This is a genomic window from Brevundimonas sp. KH_025, from assembly GCF_057839885.1.
Genome location: NZ_CM174501.1, coordinates 2,662,501 through 2,679,903, shown reverse-complemented (window position 1 = coordinate 2,679,903; position 17,403 = coordinate 2,662,501). Strand labels below are relative to the sequence as shown.

The window sequence follows — 17,403 nt, the reverse complement described above, 5'->3', positions numbered from 1 at the left end:
CGTCGACGCCGCCCTGACATCTATGCGCCTGGACTCCCTTGGGAGGACGGTTCCGCATCCGCTGATGAGATTCCGCATGACGATCCGCCGCCTGTTTCTGACGCTGTCTTCGGTCTCGGCCATCGCTCTTGCGGCTGCGGGAGGGGCGGCTCTGGCGGCCTCGCCTTCGTCGCCGGCGCCGGAGGCCGCTGACGTCGCGGTCGATCTCAAGGCCCTCTATGAGGCGGACTGGGCCTTCCTGAAGGGAGAGGGGGGCAGCGACCCGGACGGCGAGGGCGGATGGCGCGATGCGTCTCGCCTGCCCCGGGTCGACACCGCCAGTCAGCAGGTCCGCATCGAGCACGCCAACAAGATTCTCGCCGCGCTGGACGCCCTGCCTCTGGCGCGCCTTTCGGACGAGGACAAGATCAACGCCGCGGTGTTGAGGACCAATCTCGAGCGCGTCCTGATCGACGGCCGCGCGCGGGCGTGGGACGCGCCTTTCAACAGCGACAGCAATTTCTGGACCTATCTGGATCGTTCCCGGGGGCTGCTGACCGCCGCCGACTATCGCGCCTATCTGGGCCGAATGCGCGACGTGCCGCGCTTCTTCGACGAGCAGACCGTCAACATGCGCGCTGGTCTGGATCGGGGCTTCACGCCGCCGCGTGTGACGGTTGAGGGCCGCGAAAGCTCCATCTCGGCCTTCATCACTGCGGATGCCGAGAGCAACGCCTTCTACCGGGCCTTCGTGCAGATGCCCTCGACCATTTCGGCCGAGGAGCAGACGCGCCTCCGCGCCGAGGCGCGCGACGTCGTGCTGAACGGCGTCGTGCCGGCCTATCGCCGTCTGCTGGCCTTCTATACCCAGGACTACCTGCCGCGCGCCCGCGTAAGCCTGGCGGCCCGCGACCTGCCGAACGGCGAAGCCTTCTACGCCGACCAGATCCGCAAATACACGACGCTGGACCTGACGGCGGACCAGATCCACGAGATCGGCCTGTCGGAGGTGGCGCGCATCGAGGGCGAGATGCAGGGCGTCATGCGCGAAACCGGGTTCAAGGGGACCTTGTCGGAGTTCGTCAACTTCCTGCGCACGGACCCGCAGTTCTACGCCAGGACGCCGGATGAACTGCTGATGGTGTCCGCCTGGACGGCCAAACGGGTGGACGGCAAGCTGGGCGAAGTTCTGGGCCGTCTGCCGCGTCGGCGCTTCGCCATCATCCCGGTGCCGGACGCCCTGGCCCCGTTCTACACGGCAGGGCGCGGCGGGCTGGAGGCGTGTCAGATGAACACCTACGACCTGCCCAGCCGGCCGCTCTACAACATCCCGGCGCTGACCCTGCATGAATGCGCGCCCGGCCACAGTCTGCAGGCCGCCCTGGCCGAGGAACGGGAGGGCGTTCCCGATTTCCGGCGCCACACCTACTTCTCCGGTTATGGCGAGGGCTGGGGCCTCTACACCGAATGGCTGGGTGTGGAGATGGGCATCTACCGGACGCCCTATGAGAATTTCGGACGCCTTTCCTACGAGATGTGGCGCGCCGCGCGCCTGGTGATCGACACCGGCATTCACCAGAAGGGATGGAGCCGCGAGCAGGCCCAGACCTATCTGGCCGACCACACCGCCCTGTCCCGGCGCGAGGTCGAGACGGAGGTGGACCGCTATATCAGCTGGCCGGGCCAGGCCCTGTCCTACAAGCTGGGCGAGCTGACCATCCGGCGGCTGCGACGCGAGGCCGAGGCCGCTCTGGGACCGAGGTTCGATCTGCGCCGGTTCCACGACGCCATTCTCGACCTCGGCTCCGTGCCCCTGCCGACCCTGGAAGACCGCATCGCCGCCTTCATCGCGGAGGAGGGGCGTGCGCCTCAGAAGGGCAGCCCCGTCACGCAGGCGTCCTCGCCGCTCTAGGGCGTAAACCGCGCGCGCAATGGAGCCGCCTGTGTTCTAGTTTCGCGTTTCTGATCGGATCAGATGTTGGAGCTGAGGGGGGAAATCCAGTTCGAACGCCGACCGCTCAGCGGCGACTCCGAAGGTGGCTTCTCCATCGCGGCCGGCGTGGCGGCCCAGCAGCGTCGAATAGGTGTAGAAGCGGATCTTTCGGGCGTCGGTGTCGAACGCCATGAAGCGCAGCCAGCCCGCGCCGCCGTTGGCTGAGCCAGCCGCGCCGTCCGGCCCGACCGTATTGCCCTGATAGTCCTGGATCAGCTGATAGACCGGATGTCCGGCGTCGTTGAGGTCGATCCGCAGATTCTCGCCGTTGGATACGCCGTCCGCCGGGCGGGTGTAGTTGTGCCCGCTCAGCACCATGAAGATCATCGCATTCTTGCGGATGAATCGATCCCAGACCTGGTCGGGCGCAAGGTTGTCGGCGCCGGCGAAGTAGCTGTCGTAGCCGTTGGAGCGCTCATGGGCGTCCGGCCTCAGCCACTCATGGGTGGTGATGATGACCGGCAGACCGGGATGGGCGTCGATCACGCCCTGGGCCCAGTCCAGCGCGGCCTGCGGCGGCTGCATCTCCAGCGACAGGTGCAGGAAGGCCTGCCCCCCGCCGCTGAACGTCTGGTAGCTGTTCAGTTCGTTTTCCGAAGCGCCGCCGTACCAGGCCTTGCCGGCGAAATGGCGCGAGTCCGGTCCGAAGTAGAGGCCCCACGTCCGGCCGCCGGCCAGCGGCCTGGAGGCGCCGGGGCCGGCGTCGCTCCACCAGGAATAGTTGTCGTAGTCGTGGTTGCCTGGAACCAGGCCGAACGGCAGGCCGCTGCGACCCAGGATCGAGATCGCGCGGTTCGCGATGTCCCATTCCTCGCGCGTGTCGAAGGACTGGTATTCTCCCTCGGCGTGCGGGATCGCCCGACGAAACTGGCCGTCGCCGTGCTGGACGATGTCGCCCACGAAGCTGACGAAGGCGAGGTTCTTTTCTTCGCGCGTGTCCACCAGGTAGCGCATCTGCTGGGCGAAGGTGTCGGATCCGCGCGGCTGCGGCAGGGTGATGTCGGAATAGTTCTGGGTGTCCGAAACCACGGCCACGGTGAAGACCTCGGCCCAGGCCGGACCTGCGGTCGCCAGCAGCGACGCGCCCAGAGACAGGGCCAGGGCGAAGGTCGCGCCGATCCGTTTGAACATGTCCATGAGCCTTATCCCGAACTGCGGCGTTCGGACGCCCATAGCGACGCTGTGTGACGGTTTTCCTCCGAGCCTGTCGCGCTGCGGGACCGATACGCGATTGTCGTTCAATCGACATCACACGGTGACGCTTCGGCGTCATCAGCCGCCCGTGAGCCAGCAGCCTGGAAAACCGATCGGCGCGGATCTTCCGTCATCAGACCTCGCGCCCGACGACGGGTTCGGGGGGCTGACGCGACGGCTGCGCGGCCCGCTTTTTCATTTCTTTCTGCGTCGCGCCAGGTCGTCGGCCGACGCCGAGGAGATGGTGCAGGACCTCTTCGTGCGGCTGCTGCGGCGCGCGGACCTACTCAGTCTCGAAAACGTCGACGGCTATGTGTTTGAGGCGGCGGCCAACATGGCGCGAGACCGCGGGCGCTACGAGCAGGCCAGGGGGCAGGGGCGGCATGTGGAGATTCACGACCTGGTCGCAGAGAGCGAGGCGCCGGGCGCCGAGCAGATCATTGCGGGGAAGCAGCGCTTGAAACGGATGCTGGCGGCGCTGAACGCCCTGCCGCCTCGGGCGCGCGAGGTGGTGATCCTGCGACGGTTCGAGAACCTGACCTATCCCCAGATCGCCCGCCGCCTGGGCATATCCGTGAGCGCGGTCGAGAAGCACATGGCGCGCGCGATGGCGGCGCTGAGGCTGGATCTGATCGAGGGGGAGCGATGATGTTTTCCGCCCCCTTCGGACCGAGCAACGACGATCACGCCGACCCCGCCGCCTTCTGGTTCGCGCGGATGAACAGCGGCGGCGCGCCCAGTCCAGAGGACGAGGTTCATTTCCGCCGCTGGCTGAACGAAGATCCGGAGAACGGCCGCGCCTATCGAAGCTGTCAGCAGGCCTGGCGCCTGCTGGAGCTGGACGCCGGGGAGATCGAGGTCTTGGCGCTGCGGTCGGCGGCCCTGCGGCCTGAGGCTCGGCGCTTCACGCGCCGGCGCGCTCTGTTCGGCCTGACCGGCGGCGCCGTCGCGGCCTCATGCGGCGGCCTGTGGGTGATGACGGCGGCGTCCTCGGCGCGGGCCCTGATCACAACCGAGGCGGGGCAGAGGCTGACCGCGCCCCTGCCGGACGGGTCGGAGGTGACGCTGGCCCCGTCGTCGCGCCTGCGTCTCGACTACGCCGCCGATCGCCGCGCGGCGGTGCTCGAAGGCGGCCAGGCCTATTTTCATGTCCAGCCCGGCGCCGCGCCGTTCGTATTGCGCGTCGGCGGCCAGGTGATGACGATCGACCAGGGGCGGTTCCAGACCGCCTATCGAGATCGGCAGCCCGACGTGGTCGTCGAGCAGGGCCTGCTTCGGGTGTCGGATCGGCGAGACCCGTCCGCGATGCTGCTGCTGAAGGCCGGCCAGGGAGCCGACGCCCGAGCCAGCGAACTGCGCGTCGCCCCCGTCGACGTCGAAGCCAAGACGGCATGGCGATTGGGGCGGCTGGTCGTGCGCGACCGGCCGTTGCGCGAGGTGATCGAGAGCTTCAACCGCTACGCCTCGGATCGGCTGGTTCTGGCCGATCCGGCGGCCGGCGAGGTGCGTATATCCGGCTCGTTCCGCTACGACGGCGGGCAGGAGTTCGCTCTGGCCCTGGCGCGCGGTTTCGACCTGTCGGTGCAGCGGATGGCGGACGGCGTCTGGCGCGTCGGATCGCCGGCCAGGTCGCCTGACGGAGCGGCTACGCTTTGATGAAATTTCCAAGACGGGGTGGGGGTCCGCGGGGCGCCTTTCGTTTCTGAGGGGGAGCCGACGACGAGCGGCTGACCAGATCTCAGGGGCTACCCATGTTCATTTCCAAGCCGCGCGCCGGCGCCTTCAAGCGCACGCTTCTGGCCTGTTCGGCGGTGGCGACGGTCATCGCGGCGATCGGGGCGGCGACGCCCGCTTCCGCCCAGTCGCCGAGCGGCGGCGCGGCCGTCTCCTTCGCCATCGAAAGCCAGTCGATGGAGGAGGCGCTGACGACCCTGGCGCGCGCCGCCGACGTGCAGGTGCTGTTCGCGCCGGACGCCGTGCGCAACCGTCGCGCCAATCGAGTGGTCGGGGTTCTTGCGCCCGCCGAGGCGCTGCGCCGCATGGTGGAAGGCACGGGCCTGACCGTGACGCCCGTCGGCGCCCGCACCTTTTCTGTTGGGGTCGCCAGCGCCGACCTCGGATCGGAAGGCGTCACGGCGATCGAGGACGTGATCGTCACGGCCCAGAAGCGCGCCCAGCGCATCCAGGACGTGCCTCTGGCCGTCACGGTGCTGGACGGCGGCGACGCGGCGCGTCGGGGCATCGACAGCGTGACCGACCTGGTCGACGAGGTTCCGGGCGTCTCGGTCAACTACGCCTTCGGCGGCACCAACTATGGCCTGATCAGCATCCGCGGCATCGGCGGCGCCGACGACTACAAGCCCAATGGGAATCCTTCGGTCGCCCTGCACGTGGACGGCGTCTATCAGACCTCCAACGCCTATCTGGGCATGCCCCTGTTCGACCTGGACCGCGTCGAGATCCTGAAGGGGCCGCAGGGCACCCTGTACGGGCGCAACACCACGGCGGGCGTGATCAACGCCATCACCCAGGGACCCGGCGACGTCGTCGAGGGCGGCGGGCGCGTCGAGATCGGCAGCCATGATTACCTCGCCATGGAGGCGGCGATCGGCGGTCCGCTGGGCGACAAGGTCGGCGTGCGTCTGGCCGTGCTGGCCGAGCAGGGCGGCGGCTTCATGACCGGCGCGGGCGCGGGCGATCTCGCTGGCTACCGACCCGTCATCGGCGGCGTCGTCCAGACTCAGGTTCCCGCCATCGTCGATCCGGGCCGTCGCGAAGGTTTCGGCGACAAGGATCTGTTCGCCGGTCGCGCCACGGTCGCCTTCGACTTCAGCCCCGAGACGAACCTGACCCTGAAGCTGTTTGGCAGCCGCGACCGGGGCGACACGCGCCAGTACGACCGGATCTCGGCGGCGCTGGACTCCAACATCGCCAATGCGGGCGAGAACGACGATCCCTACGAATTCTATGCGTCGGAGTACCCGACCCAGAGCATCGACATCTACGGCGTGTCGGGCGTCCTGGAGCACAGGCTGGGCGACAACCTGAACCTGGCCGTGATCGGCAACGTCCAGGGCACGACCCGCTCGGTCCAGGGCAACGGCGACGGCTCGCCCTATCCGGCCTCGCGCTTCGACGCGGACGAGACGCTGAGCCAGACCTCGCTGGAAATGCGCCTCAGCGACGACACCGGCGGCCGTCTGGATTGGATCGCGGGCGCCTTCTACGTCTCGGACGACATCGACTTCGACACCCACTGGACCAGCTATACGGCCCGGACCAAGTACGACAATCTGCACCAGCAGACCCGCAACAGCTTCGCCGTCTTCGGCCAGATCGACTTTGACCTGACCGACAAGCTGACCCTGTCGGGCGGTCTGCGCTACACGCGGGACGAGGCGACCTTCAGTGGCCGCAACGACGACCTGAACCCGTGGGGCATCTCGACCTTCACCACCACCTTCGCCACGACCAATCCCTTCGTCTGGGACCGCGCGTTCGAGGACGACAACGTCTCGGGGCGGGTCACGGCCAAGTACGCCTTCACCCCGAACCTGAATGTCTTCGTCTCGGCGGGCACCGGCTATCGCGGCGGTGGTTTTGACGGCACGTCGATCTTCACCCAGGCCGAGACCCTGCCGTTCGATTCCGAAACCGTCACGGCCTATGAGGCCGGGCTGCGCTGGACGACCGACCGCCTGCGCGTGTCGCTGGACGCCTTCTCCTACAAGTTCAAGGAACTGCAGGCGACGACCCGCCTGGCCAACGACACCAACGGCCGCGCCAACGTCGGCGAAGCCGAGAGCAAGGGGATCGAGTTCGCCGTCAACGCCCTGCTGTTCGACGGGGCGAACCAGACGCTGGATCTCGACGTGGCGGCCGCCTTCCTGGACACCGAGATCATCTCCTTCAGTTCGGCGCGGGTGGCCGAGGTGCTGTCGACGGTCGGCGATCCCCTGCCGGGCGCGCCGGACGTGACCGCGACCCTGTCGCTGAACCATGGCCTGGCCCTGGCGAACGGCTGGCGTCTCGACACGCGTCTGGCCGTCTCGCACCACGGCGAGGAATCCAATCGCCTGAATGCGGCGCCGGGCAATACGTCTGAGGCCTACACGCTGCTGAACGCCCGTGTGGAGTTGGCGACCGCGGCGGACTGGGCGGTCTACGCCTACGGCCGCAACATCACCGACGAGGTCTATTTCCCGGAGCTGAACGGCGCTTCGCGCCTGGTCGGCGCCCCGGCGACCTACGGGGTGGGGTTGCGCTACAGCTTCTGACCCCTTGGCGCGCTGCGGTTCGTTTCGCAGCGCGCCAGCGAAGCTTCGGCTAAAACAGCCCCTGAGGCGGCGTCCTCAGGGGCTGTCCGGTCGTCTCTTTCAGTTTCAGTCGGCGACCGGATATTCGAACGGATCGCTGGGCGTCGGCTGGGTCGGCAGGGGCATGCGCGGCAGGGGCGCGTCGCGGTTTGCCGCGTTCAGCAGGAAGCTGGCCAGGATCACCGCCGCCTGACGCAGATCTTCGGGCTTCAGGTGGTCATAGCTGTCGATGCTGGTGTGGTGGATGCGGCTGGAATAGTCGAGCGGGTCCTGGATGAACTGATATCCGGGGACGCCCACCGTCTGCATATAGACGTGGTCGGTGCCGCCTGACGGACGCAGCGAGACGGTGGTCGCGCCCATGCTGGCGAACGGGGCCAGCCATTCCTGGAAGACCGGGGCGGCGGCGACATTGCCCTCGGCGTTGATGCCGCGGATCTTGCCCGAACCGTTGTCCAGATTGAAGTAGGCCACCAGGTCGCGATAGCCGGGGCGCGGCTCGACCGGCCAGCGGTTCCGCCAGGTCCGGTTGGCGGGCAGGGCGGCCAGCGCCGGGTCCGACGACGGCGCGCGCGTGGCCAGGTAGCGGTCGACATAGGCCAGCGAGCCCAAGATGCCCTGTTCCTCGCCGTTCCACAGGGCGAAGCGGATGGTGCGTTTGGGCTTGACCTTCATCTGCGACAGGATGCGGGCCGCCTCCATGACGACGGCGCTGCCGGCGGCGTTGTCCTGGGCGCCGTCAGACGCGACCCAGCTGTCGAGGTGGGCGCCGGCCATGACGTATTCGCCGGATCGGTCCGTGCCGGGAATGTCGGCCAGGATGTTGTAGGCGTTGACGTCCTCGTCGTGGAACTGGACCTCGCTGAGCAGCTCCAGCGTCGGCGGGGTGTCGGTCAGGGCCAGGCGGGCGAGGCGGCGGTAATCCTCGGCCGCGATCTCCATGCCCGGCAGCTTGGGCGTGGCGCCGACGCGGTAGCTGTAGCCCGTGCCGTGCAGCAGGCCGCCGTCGCGCTGCGACATCTTCACCCAGGCCAGGGCGCCTTCTTCGGCGAGGAAGGCGTCCAGACGCTCGGCGAAGTCGCCGTCGCGCAGCTGGCGCTCGATGGCGGCGGGCGAGTATTTGGGCTGAACATAGGAGACGCGGTTGCGAAGCTCCTCGTCGGTCAGGCGGCGGAACGGCGCCTCGATCGGTTCAGAGCCAGTGTCGGGGCGGGTGATCATGACGATCTTGCCGCGCAGCTGGCCGCGCCACTTGTCGAAGTCGGCGGCCTTGGTGATCGGGGCGACCACGATCCCGGCGCTGATCGCGCCATTGGTCGAGGGCGTCCAGGCCACCGGAATGGCGCGCAGTTCGATGGGGCGCGGCGCCGTCATGCGGGCGCTGGAGCGGACGATGGACCAGCCGCGTCCGAACTCGAACCCTTCGGCGCGGACGTTGCTCAGACCCCAGTCGCGAAAGCGCTGCTGGCTCCATTGCTCGGCCTGGCGCATCTGCGGCGAATTGGTCATCCGCCCGCCGATCCGGTCGGTGAGATAGGCGGCGGTCTGCATCACCTCGCTGTGGTTCAGACCCTGATCAATGATGCCGTTGATGGCGACGCGGTCCACCGACTGGGCCAGCGCGGGCGTGGCGATGCAAAGGGCCGACAGGCCGACGAGCAGACGTTTCATATGGAAGCCCCCAAAAGATGCAGCAGGCGGCATTTGACGTGATCCGGCCGCGCTCTGCAAACCGCCGCTTGAGAGCGCCGCTGCTGCGGGAGCCAGGGGGCGATTCAGCCGTTTTCCAGTCTCCACCGGAGAGACGTCATCATGAAACCGACCTTCAGACTGAGTTCGCTCACGCTTGATCCTCTGGAATGGCGCGTAACTGCCGAATTCACGGACGAGTCGACCGTGATCGCCGCTCATTTTCCGTTCCGTCCCGAGTACGACATGCCGTTCGGGCGGGTGAGGGAGCTGGCCGAGCAGCGCGCGTTGGAGCTTTTCAGCTATGCGCCCAAGGAGGTCTCGGCGCCCCCCGAGCCCTTCTAGAACGGCGGCGTCACGCCCCTGAAGCGTGGCCAGGATCGACGCCGATCAACGGTCTTGTCGGAAGACATGAGCGGACTCGCGCTTCGTTTGATATCTAGCTTGGCGACACGCGCCGCGCTCCTCGGCCTGACCGCTTCGAAAGGACTTTTGCATGACCGACACGCTTGAACTCTCCCACTGGATCGGCGGCGAGAAGGTCGGCGGGGCGCTGGCGGGCGAGAGTTTGAACCCGTCCGATATCCGGGACGTGGTGGCGCGTACGCCCAAGGGCGGGGCGGCTGAGGTCGATCAGGCGGTGCAGGCGGCGCGCGCCGCCTTCGGGCCTTGGGCCGACGCCTCGCCGGAAGTCCGCTTCGACGTGCTGGATCGGGCGGGTTCGTTGATCATGGAGCGCCGCGAGGCGATCGGCCGCCTGCTGTCGCGCGAAGAGGGCAAGACCCTGCCCGAGGGCATAGGCGAGACCGTCCGCGCCGGCCGCATCCTGAAGTATTTCGCTGGCGAGGCCCTGCGCGTCCACGGCCAGAACCTGACCTCGACCCGTCCGGGCGTGGAGATTCAGACCTATCGCCAGCCGGTCGGGGTGTTCGGCCTGATCACGCCGTGGAACTTCCCCATCGCCATTCCGGCCTGGAAAATCGCGCCGGCCATCGCCTTCGGCAACACCGTCGTCATCAAGCCCGCCGGTCCGACCCCAGCCACGGCCGAGGCCCTGATCGCCATCCTGCATGAGGCGGGCCTGCCCAAGGGCGTGGTCAATATGGTCATCGGCGACGGCGACGTGGGCCGCGCCATCGTCGCCCACCCCGGTGTGGACGGCATCAGCTTCACCGGCTCGCAGGGCGTCGGCGCCGGCGTGGCCGAAGGCGCGATGAAGCGTCAGGCGCGGGTGCAGCTGGAGATGGGCGGCAAGAACCCGCTGATCGTTCTGGACGACGCCGATCTGGAGCGGGCGGTCAGCATCGCGCTGGACGGCAGCTTCTTCGCCACCGGCCAGCGCTGCACGGCCTCCAGCCGCCTGATCGTGCAGGACGGCATCCACGACCGCTTCGTGGCCCTGCTGGCCGAGAAGGTCGCGGCGCTTCGGGTGGGCGACGCCCTCGATCCCAACACCCAGATGGGGCCGGCCGTGACCGAGGCCCAGCGCGAGGTCTCCTACAACTACATCGACATCGCCAAGGGCGGCGGCGGCCGCGTCGTCGTCGGCGGCGAGCGCCTCAGCCTCGACAAGCCCGGCTGGTACGTCCAGCCGACCCTGATCGCCGACACCCTGCCGGACGCGCGCATCAACACCGAGGAGGTCTTCGGCCCCGTCGCTTCGACCATCCGCGTGGCCAGCTATGAAGAGGCCCTGGCCGTGGCAAACGGCGTCGAGTTCGGCCTGTCGGCGGGCATCGTCACCCAGTCGCTGAAACACGCCCGCGACTTCCAGAGGAACGTCCGGGCCGGCATGACCATGGTCAACCTGCCGACGGCGGGCGTCGATTATCACGTCCCATTCGGCGGCACGAAGAAGTCCAGCTACGGCCCGCGTGAGCAGGGCTACGGCGCCGTGGAATTCTACACCCAGGTCAAGACCAGCTATTCCGCGATCTGACCGGCGCCGCAGGGCGAACGGGCGGCGTTCTGTGCGCCGCCCCTCAGCGTCGCTCTAGAACCAGGCCTTGATCCCGACGACCAGGCGCGTGGCGTCCGCATCCTCGCCGCGCGCCCGGGCGTAGTCGGCGGCAGCGCCGAACGAACGGCTCCACTCGACCCCGACGTAGGGGGCGAACTCCTTGCGGATCTCGTAGCGCAGGCGCAGCCCGGCCGTAACCGAGGTCAGGCCCGAACCGATCTCAAGCTCGGGAATGTCGCCAGCCGACAGGGCGACTTCGACGGCGGGCTGCAGGATCCATTTCTGGGTGAGGCGCTGGTCGTATTCGGCCTCAAGGCGGGCGGTCAGATCACCCTCGGTCGACAGGAAGGCGGCGGCGCTCATCTCGAACCAGTAGGGGGCCACGCCCTGAACCCCGACGGTCAGATGGGTCGTGTCGTCGCCGTCGGGGCGGAAGTCCTGGCGCACGCCCGCCTGCACGTCCCAGAAGGGGGCGACGGCGCGGCTGTAGAGGGCTTGGACCTCGGCCTCGTGCAGTTGGCCGTCGAATTCGCCCTCGCCCTCGGTCTTCCACCAGAAGCGGTTGATGTCGCCGCCGGTCCAGCCCTGGGCGTTCCAGCTGTAGCCTTCCTCGCCGTCGCCGAACCCAGCCTCGATGGAATCGATCAGGACGGCGGTGGTGCGCACGTCGCCGTTCTCGACCAGCAATTGTTTGCGCGACGCCGCCATGACGGCCGGGTCGAACAGCAGGTCCGCCGCATGGGCGGGCGCAGCGCGCGCCGCAGCGGGAGGCGGCGTCTCGACCATCCGTCCGCCGACGGCGTCCACGCTGGTCGGGATATTGGGCGCGCCGCCCGCCATGGCCGACATGTCGTGCCCGGCGTGAGGATCGGCGGCAGGCGTCTTGGCCGGAGCCGTCTGCGCGCCGCTCATGTCATGACCAGCGTGAGGATCGGCCGCAGCCGCCGGAGCGGCGCCCATGTCGTGGCCCGCGTGGGGGTCGTGAGCCGCGCCGCCCTCGGCGCATTTCGGGCAGGTGCAGGTCTTGGCGCTCGGTTGCTGCGTCGTCGTTTGAGCCGCCGCAGCCGATCCCATGTCGTGGCCCGCATGAGGATCGGCGGCGGGCGTCTGAGCCGGAGCCGCCTGTATCCCGCTCATGTCGTGACCCGCGTGAGGGTCGGCCGCAGCCGCCGGGGCGGCGCTCATGTCGTGGCCGGCGTGGGGGTCGGCGCATTTCGGGCAGGTGCAGGTCTTGGCCGTCGGTTGCTGCGTTGTCGCTTGAGCCGCCGCAGCCGATCCCATGTCGTGGCCCGCATGAGGATCGGCGGCGGGCGTCTGAGCCGGAGCCGCCTGCATCCCGCTCATGTCGTGACCCGCGTGAGGGTCGGCAGCAGCCGCCGGGGCGGCGCTCATGTCGTGGCCCGCGTGGGGATCAACAGCAGCAGGCGCCTGAGCCGGTTGCGTCGGCGGGGCAGCGCGTCGGGGCTGGGGCGTGGCGGCGCGGGGCTTGGGCGCGGGCCTCGGCCGGGCTTGCGGCGGGCGCGCTTGAGCAGGACGGGCGGGCGCGGCGTGGGCACCGTGGCCTCCGTGGGCCTGGGCGACGGCGGAACCGGCGGCCAGCATCAGGGGCAGGACCGCGACGGCGGCGAACAGGGCGCGGCTCATCGGGCGGCTCCTTCCAACGGACGAACCGTGACGACGTTGAACATCCCCGCATGCATGTGCATCAGCAGGTGGCAGTGGAAGGCCCAGTCGCCGGGCGCGTCGGCGGTCAGGTCGAAAGTCACCTTCGATCCCGGCGCCACATTGACCGTGTGCTTCAGCGGCTGATGCCCGTCGTGGCCGTTGACCAGCTGGAAGAAGTGGCCGTGCAGGTGGATCGGGTGGGCCATCATGGTGTCGTTGACCAGGGTGACGCGGACCCGCTCGTTCAGCTCGAAGCGGATCGGCTCGACCAGCTCCGAGAACTTGCGGCCGTCAAAGCCCCACATGAACCGCTCCATATTGCCGGTCAGGTGGATTTCCATTGACCGCGACGGCGGGCGCGCATCCTTGTTCGGCTCAAGGGAGCGCAGGTCGGTATAGACCAGCACCCGGTGGTCGACGTCCTGCAAGCCCTGCGGCCGCTCGCCCAGTCGGTTGGCGGGCGCGGGCGAGATCATGTCCACCCCGACGCCGACCGCCATGTCGGCGGGGGCGTTGTTCGGGTCGCGCATGCTCATGGCGCCGTGATCCATCGGCGCGGCGGCGGCCCCTGCGGCTGCGCCCGCTGCTGCCCCATGCGCCGAGTGGTCCATGCCCGCCATCGAGCCGTGATCCATGCCCCCCATGCCGCCCATGCCCATGTCGCTCATGGTCAGGTTGGGAACCTTGCGCAGCGGCGGAACCTCGGCCGTCATGCCCAGGCGCGGGGCCAGGGTGGCGCGGCCCATGCCCGAACGGTCGATGGCCTCGGAGACGATGGTGTAGGCCCGGTCCTCGGTCGGACGGACGATGACGTCATAGGTCTCGGCGACCGAGATTTGGAACTCGTCGGTCTCGACCGGGCGCACGTGCTCGCCGTCGGCCTGGACCACGGTCATGGCCAGGCCGGGAATGCGGACGTTGAAGATCGACATGGCCGAGGCGTTGATGACGCGCAGCCGCACCCGCTCGCCGGGTCGGAACAGGCCGGTCCAGTTCTCCTGCGGGCCGTGGCCGTTGATCAGATAGGTATAGGTGGTGCCATTGACGTCCAGGATGTCGCGCGGGTCCATCCGCATCCCGCCCCACATCCGGCGCTCGGCCAGGCTCATGCCGTCCGACCCGTCCAGCAGGCCCGCCAGGGTGGTCTTCTGCATGTTGAAGTAGCCGGGGCTCTTCTTCAGCTTGGCCAGGATTTCGTGCGGATGCAGGAAGCTCCAGTCCGACAGGACCAGAACATGCTCGCGGTCATAGCCGACCGGATCGACCCCCGCCGGGTCGATGACGATGGGGCCGTAGTGGCCCATGGCCTCCTGCAGCCCCGAATGGCTGTGATACCAATAGGTGCCCGACTGCTTGATCGGGAACTCATAGACGAAGGTCTCGCGCGGCTTGATGCCGGGGAAGCTGACGCCCGGCACCCCGTCCATCTGGAACGGCAGCAGCAGGCCGTGCCAGTGGATCGAGGTGTCCTCGTCCAGGGTGTTCGTCACCGACAGGCGCACGTTCTGCCCCTCACGCATCCGCAGCAGGGGCGCGGGCAGCAGGCCGTTGACGGTGAAGGCATGGCCGGTGCGGCCGCCGACGGTGAAGTCGGAGCGACCCACGGTCAGGTCGATGTTCGGCCCCGTCAGCGTCGGCAGGTCGGCGCGCAAGCCAGCCGAACCCGTCTGCGCCCAGGCGGGCATCAGGCCCTGAAGGCCAAGAAGGCCGCCGCCCAGGGCGGCGCCGCGCAGCAGGGTTCGACGGTCGAGGGGTGTTGTAGCCATGGGGCGCATTAAACTCGGCAGGAGGCAGGGCGTCGTCGACAGGCGCCAGCGAAACAGGATTGATCCTAAGCGATACGCGGGGCCTTAAGACATCCCTCGCGAAGGGCCTCGCGACAGGGCGCCGCAGGCCCGATCCCGGATCACCTCGGCAGTGTCGCCGCCAGCTTCTGGCGGGCGCGGGCGATGCGCGTTTCCACCGCCTTGGGCGTGACGCCCAGAATCTCGGCGACCTCGGCGTGGGAGCGGCCTTCCAGCGCGGACAGCAGCAGCGGGGCCTTCAAGGCGTCGGGCAGATCGGCCAGGGCGCGGTTCAGGGCGTCGAGGCGTCGCCGGTCGTCAAGACGGTCTTCCGCATCGGGGGCGTCGTCGCCGACGCACATGGCCTCGGGCGCGTCCAGCCCCATGGCGCCGCGCACGATGCGCCGCACGGTTCGCTTGCGGCCCCAATCCCGGCACTTGTTGACGGCGATGCTTCTGAGCCAGGTCGGGAAGGGCCGCGACGGATCGTAACGCCGTATGGCCAGCCAGGCGGAGGCGTAGGTCTCTTGCAGCAGGTCATAGGCCTCGTCATCGTCCCCGACGTAGCGGCGGACGAAGCGATGCAGGTCGGCCTTGGTCGCGGTCATCAGCGCGGTGAAGGCCGCGCGGTCGCCGCGCGCCGCGCGCGCCTCGATGGTTTCCTCGGACCCCACCCGGGCCCTACCGTGGTTCTTGAACCAGGGCGCCGGCGATGCGCTTGTCGAAGGCTTGGGCCTGTTCGGGCGTCAGAACGGACCGCATTTCAAAGACGTGGGCGATGGTGGCCTTCTGCAGGGCGCCCATGGCGTCGTGGAAATGATCGACCGCCGCCTGCACCTGCGGGCTGTCGCCCTGATTGGCGGCGATGGCGGCGGCCAGTTCGCGATTGGCGGCGCGAACATCGGCTTCGAGACGGGCGCGTTCGGGGGCGAAACGCGCCTCGATCGCGTCAAGACGCGCATCCTGCTCGGCGGTCAGGTTCAGATGGCGATGGACGATGTCGTGCAGACTGGGGGTTTCGTGCTGTTTCATAATCCATTCCGCGCCCGCCCAGGCGCCGACGCCGCTGGCCAGGGCGGCCAGAACCGCCGTCACGGCTATGGACTTCCAGCCGCCGCTCATCCGCCGACCTCCAGGCGCGACAGCGGCGACAGACCGGCCGAGACGCTGAAGACCTGAATGTCCGAGGGGCGCGGCTTGGGCGTCAGCACGAACAGGCCGCCGTTCGCCGCGCCGACGATCAGGGCCATGACCATGACGGTCAGGCGGACCTGTCCCATGCGGCGGCGGGCCTGACGGTCCTCGATGCGACGCCACACCTCGGCCTCCAGTTCGGCGAGCGGCGCGGCGCCGGGCGCCGTGATCTCGATCATGCGGTCTATGGCTTCAGTCATCCTGCACCTTCCCAGCCCCGACCGTCATACGCGCGGGGCGGCGGCGTCCCTCGAAATTTCAGGTGAGGGATCGACCGCGACCATGCGTAAGTATCAGAGATCGGCCGCCGGGGCTGCCGGTCGGGGGCGGGGAGCCGATGAGATTTTCAGAACCAGCCGACCGCTTGATGGCCGCCACGTCATGCGGCGATCGTCGAGCGGTCGGCCTCGCAGATTCGAGTTCATGCCCATGACGTCCCTGATCAATCGCCGCCTTCTCATTGCTTCGGCGGGCCTGTTCGGCATCAGCAGCGCCGCCTTCGCCCAGACGCCGCGCGGCGCGGCGCTGGCGGTCTACAAGACCCCCGCTTGCGGATGCTGCGACGGCTGGGTCGCCCATATGCGCGCGGCGGGCTTCGCGACGACGGTCCATGTCGTGCCTGACACGCGCCCCATCCGTGTCAGGCGCGGCCTGCCCGACGCCCTGGCCTCCTGTCACACGGGACTGGCAGGCGGCTATCTGGTCGAGGGGCATGTGCCCGCCGCCGACGTGCGCCGCCTGCTGGCCCAGAAGCCCGATGCGGTGGGCCTGGCCGTGCCGGGCATGCCGATGGGCTCGCCCGGGATGGAGACGCCCCGGAACGATCGCGACCCTTATGACACCCTGCTGGTTCTGCGATCCGGCGCGACGCGGGTCTTCGCCCGCCACAATCAATCAAGCTGAGCCCGGTCATGAAAGTTCTGCGCCTCTCGACCCAGATCCATAAGTGGGTCGGCCTGGTGGTCGGCATCCAGGTTCTGTTCTGGGTCGGCGGCGGTCTGGTCATGACCGCCATTCCCATCGAGACGGTGCGCAGCGAACATCGTGTGCGGGCGCAGGCCCCCGCGCCCCTGGCGCTGGAGGCGGTGCTGCCCCTGGCCGAGGCGGCGCGCATCGCCGACGTGGCGCCGACCCGCGCCGAGTTGCGTGCGACGCAGCGCGGAGCGGCCTGGGTCCTGACCCCGGCCGGCGGAGAGCCCGTCACGGTTTCGGCCCGCACGGGGCGTCCGTTCGAGGCCATGTCGCGCGCCGAGGCCTCGGCCCTGGCGGCGGCGGCCTACAAGGGCGAAGGGGCGCCGCTCCGGACGAGCCTGCTGGGCCAGGCGCCCAGCGAAACCGGGCGGACCGGACCGATCTGGAAAGTCGACTTCAACGACGCCGAACGGACGACCTTCTACCTCTCGCCCCAGACGGGCGAGGTGCTGACGCGGCGCTCGGCGGTCTGGCGCTTCTATGACTTCTTCTGGCGGCTCCACATCCTGGACTTCAAGAACGGCGAGAATTTCAATCACCCTCTGCTGATCGGCCTGACCCTTCTGACCCTCAGCATCGTCGTCACGGGCTTCGTCCTGCTGTGGATCCGCCTGGCGCGGGATCTGAAGACGGCGCGGGCCGTTCGCGCGGCCCAGC

15 protein-coding genes (1 of these 15 only partly in view) are annotated in these 17,403 nt (G+C 68.7%); 8 read left to right on the top strand and 7 right to left on the bottom strand.

Translation table 11 applies throughout. From position 1 onward, the window contains the following. The first annotated feature begins 76 nt into the window (after nucleotides 1-76). Nucleotides 77-1,891, top strand: a complete 1,815-nt coding sequence (locus AC3IS2_RS13310; RefSeq protein ID WP_489198256.1) for a DUF885 domain-containing protein — start codon at nucleotides 77-79, stop codon at nucleotides 1,889-1,891. A 36-nt stretch (nucleotides 1,892-1,927) separates the two neighbouring features. Here AC3IS2_RS13310 and AC3IS2_RS13305 read toward each other — a convergent pair whose 3' ends face one another. After that, nucleotides 1,928-3,109 carry a metallophosphoesterase gene (locus tag AC3IS2_RS13305; protein WP_489198255.1) on the bottom strand — a complete coding sequence of 394 codons (1,182 nt, stop codon included), beginning with the start codon at nucleotides 3,107-3,109 and terminating at the stop codon, nucleotides 1,928-1,930. 145 nt (nucleotides 3,110-3,254) lie between these two features. Here AC3IS2_RS13305 and AC3IS2_RS13300 point away from each other — a divergent pair, with 145 nt between their 5' ends. The 3 genes from AC3IS2_RS13300 to AC3IS2_RS13290 all read left to right on the top strand — a co-directional run bounded on the left by AC3IS2_RS13300 (nucleotide 3,255) and on the right by AC3IS2_RS13290 (nucleotide 7,443). Continuing rightward, entirely contained in the window at nucleotides 3,255-3,815 is a 561-nt protein-coding gene (locus AC3IS2_RS13300) for an RNA polymerase sigma factor (RefSeq protein ID WP_489198253.1), read from the top strand. Beyond that, on the top strand, nucleotides 3,812-4,822 hold the full coding sequence (locus tag AC3IS2_RS13295) for a FecR family protein (RefSeq protein WP_489198252.1): 1,011 nt from the start codon (nucleotides 3,812-3,814) through the stop codon (nucleotides 4,820-4,822). Before AC3IS2_RS13300 ends, AC3IS2_RS13295 begins: the two co-directional genes overlap by 4 nt. Before the next feature lie 95 nt (nucleotides 4,823-4,917). After that, nucleotides 4,918-7,443 (top strand): TonB-dependent receptor, encoded by a 2,526-nt coding sequence (locus AC3IS2_RS13290; protein ID WP_489198251.1) that lies wholly within the window; start codon nucleotides 4,918-4,920, stop codon nucleotides 7,441-7,443. Between the two features lie 105 nt (nucleotides 7,444-7,548). On the opposite strand, the gene AC3IS2_RS13285 is transcribed toward AC3IS2_RS13290, so the two are convergent. Continuing rightward, a complete protein-coding gene (locus AC3IS2_RS13285; RefSeq protein ID WP_489198249.1) occupies nucleotides 7,549-9,153 on the bottom strand; it encodes a M20/M25/M40 family metallo-hydrolase in 1,605 nt (534 codons plus the stop codon). A 141-nt stretch (nucleotides 9,154-9,294) separates the two neighbouring features. On the opposite strand from AC3IS2_RS13285, the gene AC3IS2_RS13280 reads away from it, so the two are divergent. Both AC3IS2_RS13280 and AC3IS2_RS13275 read left to right on the top strand, forming a co-directional pair. After that, a complete protein-coding gene (locus AC3IS2_RS13280; RefSeq protein WP_489198248.1) occupies nucleotides 9,295-9,516 on the top strand; it encodes a hypothetical protein in 222 nt (73 codons plus the stop codon). 151 nt (nucleotides 9,517-9,667) lie between these two features. Then, entirely contained in the window at nucleotides 9,668-11,110 is a 1,443-nt protein-coding gene (locus AC3IS2_RS13275) for an aldehyde dehydrogenase family protein (RefSeq protein ID WP_489198247.1), read from the top strand. Between the two features lie 54 nt (nucleotides 11,111-11,164). Here the strand turns inward: AC3IS2_RS13275 and AC3IS2_RS13270 are convergent, their stop codons facing one another. From AC3IS2_RS13270 to AC3IS2_RS13250, 5 genes are all read right to left on the bottom strand, one after another. Further along, nucleotides 11,165-12,775 (bottom strand): copper resistance protein B, encoded by a 1,611-nt coding sequence (locus AC3IS2_RS13270; RefSeq protein ID WP_489198246.1) that lies wholly within the window; start codon nucleotides 12,773-12,775, stop codon nucleotides 11,165-11,167. Beyond that, nucleotides 12,772-14,562, bottom strand: a complete 1,791-nt coding sequence (locus AC3IS2_RS13265; RefSeq protein ID WP_489198245.1) for a copper resistance system multicopper oxidase — start codon at nucleotides 14,560-14,562, stop codon at nucleotides 12,772-12,774. Before AC3IS2_RS13265 ends, AC3IS2_RS13270 begins: the two co-directional genes overlap by 4 nt. 140 nt (nucleotides 14,563-14,702) lie before the next feature. Further along, nucleotides 14,703-15,254 carry an RNA polymerase sigma factor gene (locus AC3IS2_RS13260; RefSeq protein WP_489198244.1) on the bottom strand — a complete coding sequence of 184 codons (552 nt, stop codon included), beginning with the start codon at nucleotides 15,252-15,254 and terminating at the stop codon, nucleotides 14,703-14,705. Nucleotides 15,255-15,261: 7 nt separating this feature from the next. Further along, nucleotides 15,262-15,702 carry a Spy/CpxP family protein refolding chaperone gene (locus AC3IS2_RS13255; protein WP_489198243.1) on the bottom strand — a complete coding sequence of 147 codons (441 nt, stop codon included), beginning with the start codon at nucleotides 15,700-15,702 and terminating at the stop codon, nucleotides 15,262-15,264. After that, a complete protein-coding gene (locus AC3IS2_RS13250; RefSeq protein WP_489198242.1) occupies nucleotides 15,699-15,974 on the bottom strand; it encodes a hypothetical protein in 276 nt (91 codons plus the stop codon). The genes AC3IS2_RS13255 and AC3IS2_RS13250 overlap by 4 nt, the downstream gene beginning before the upstream one ends. A 223-nt stretch (nucleotides 15,975-16,197) precedes the next feature. Between AC3IS2_RS13250 and AC3IS2_RS13245 the strand changes: the two genes are divergently transcribed. Then, nucleotides 16,198-16,677, top strand: coding sequence for a DUF411 domain-containing protein (locus tag AC3IS2_RS13245; RefSeq protein ID WP_489198241.1), 480 nt, complete (start codon nucleotides 16,198-16,200; stop codon nucleotides 16,675-16,677). A gap of 8 nt (nucleotides 16,678-16,685) precedes the next feature. After that, a protein-coding gene (locus AC3IS2_RS13240; protein WP_489198240.1) for a PepSY domain-containing protein crosses the window boundary here: on the top strand, nucleotides 16,686-17,403 show its 5' portion. 17 nt of this gene lie beyond the right edge of the window; 718 of the gene's 735 nt are visible here — the first part of the coding sequence; it begins with the start codon at nucleotides 16,686-16,688; its stop codon lies off the right edge, out of view.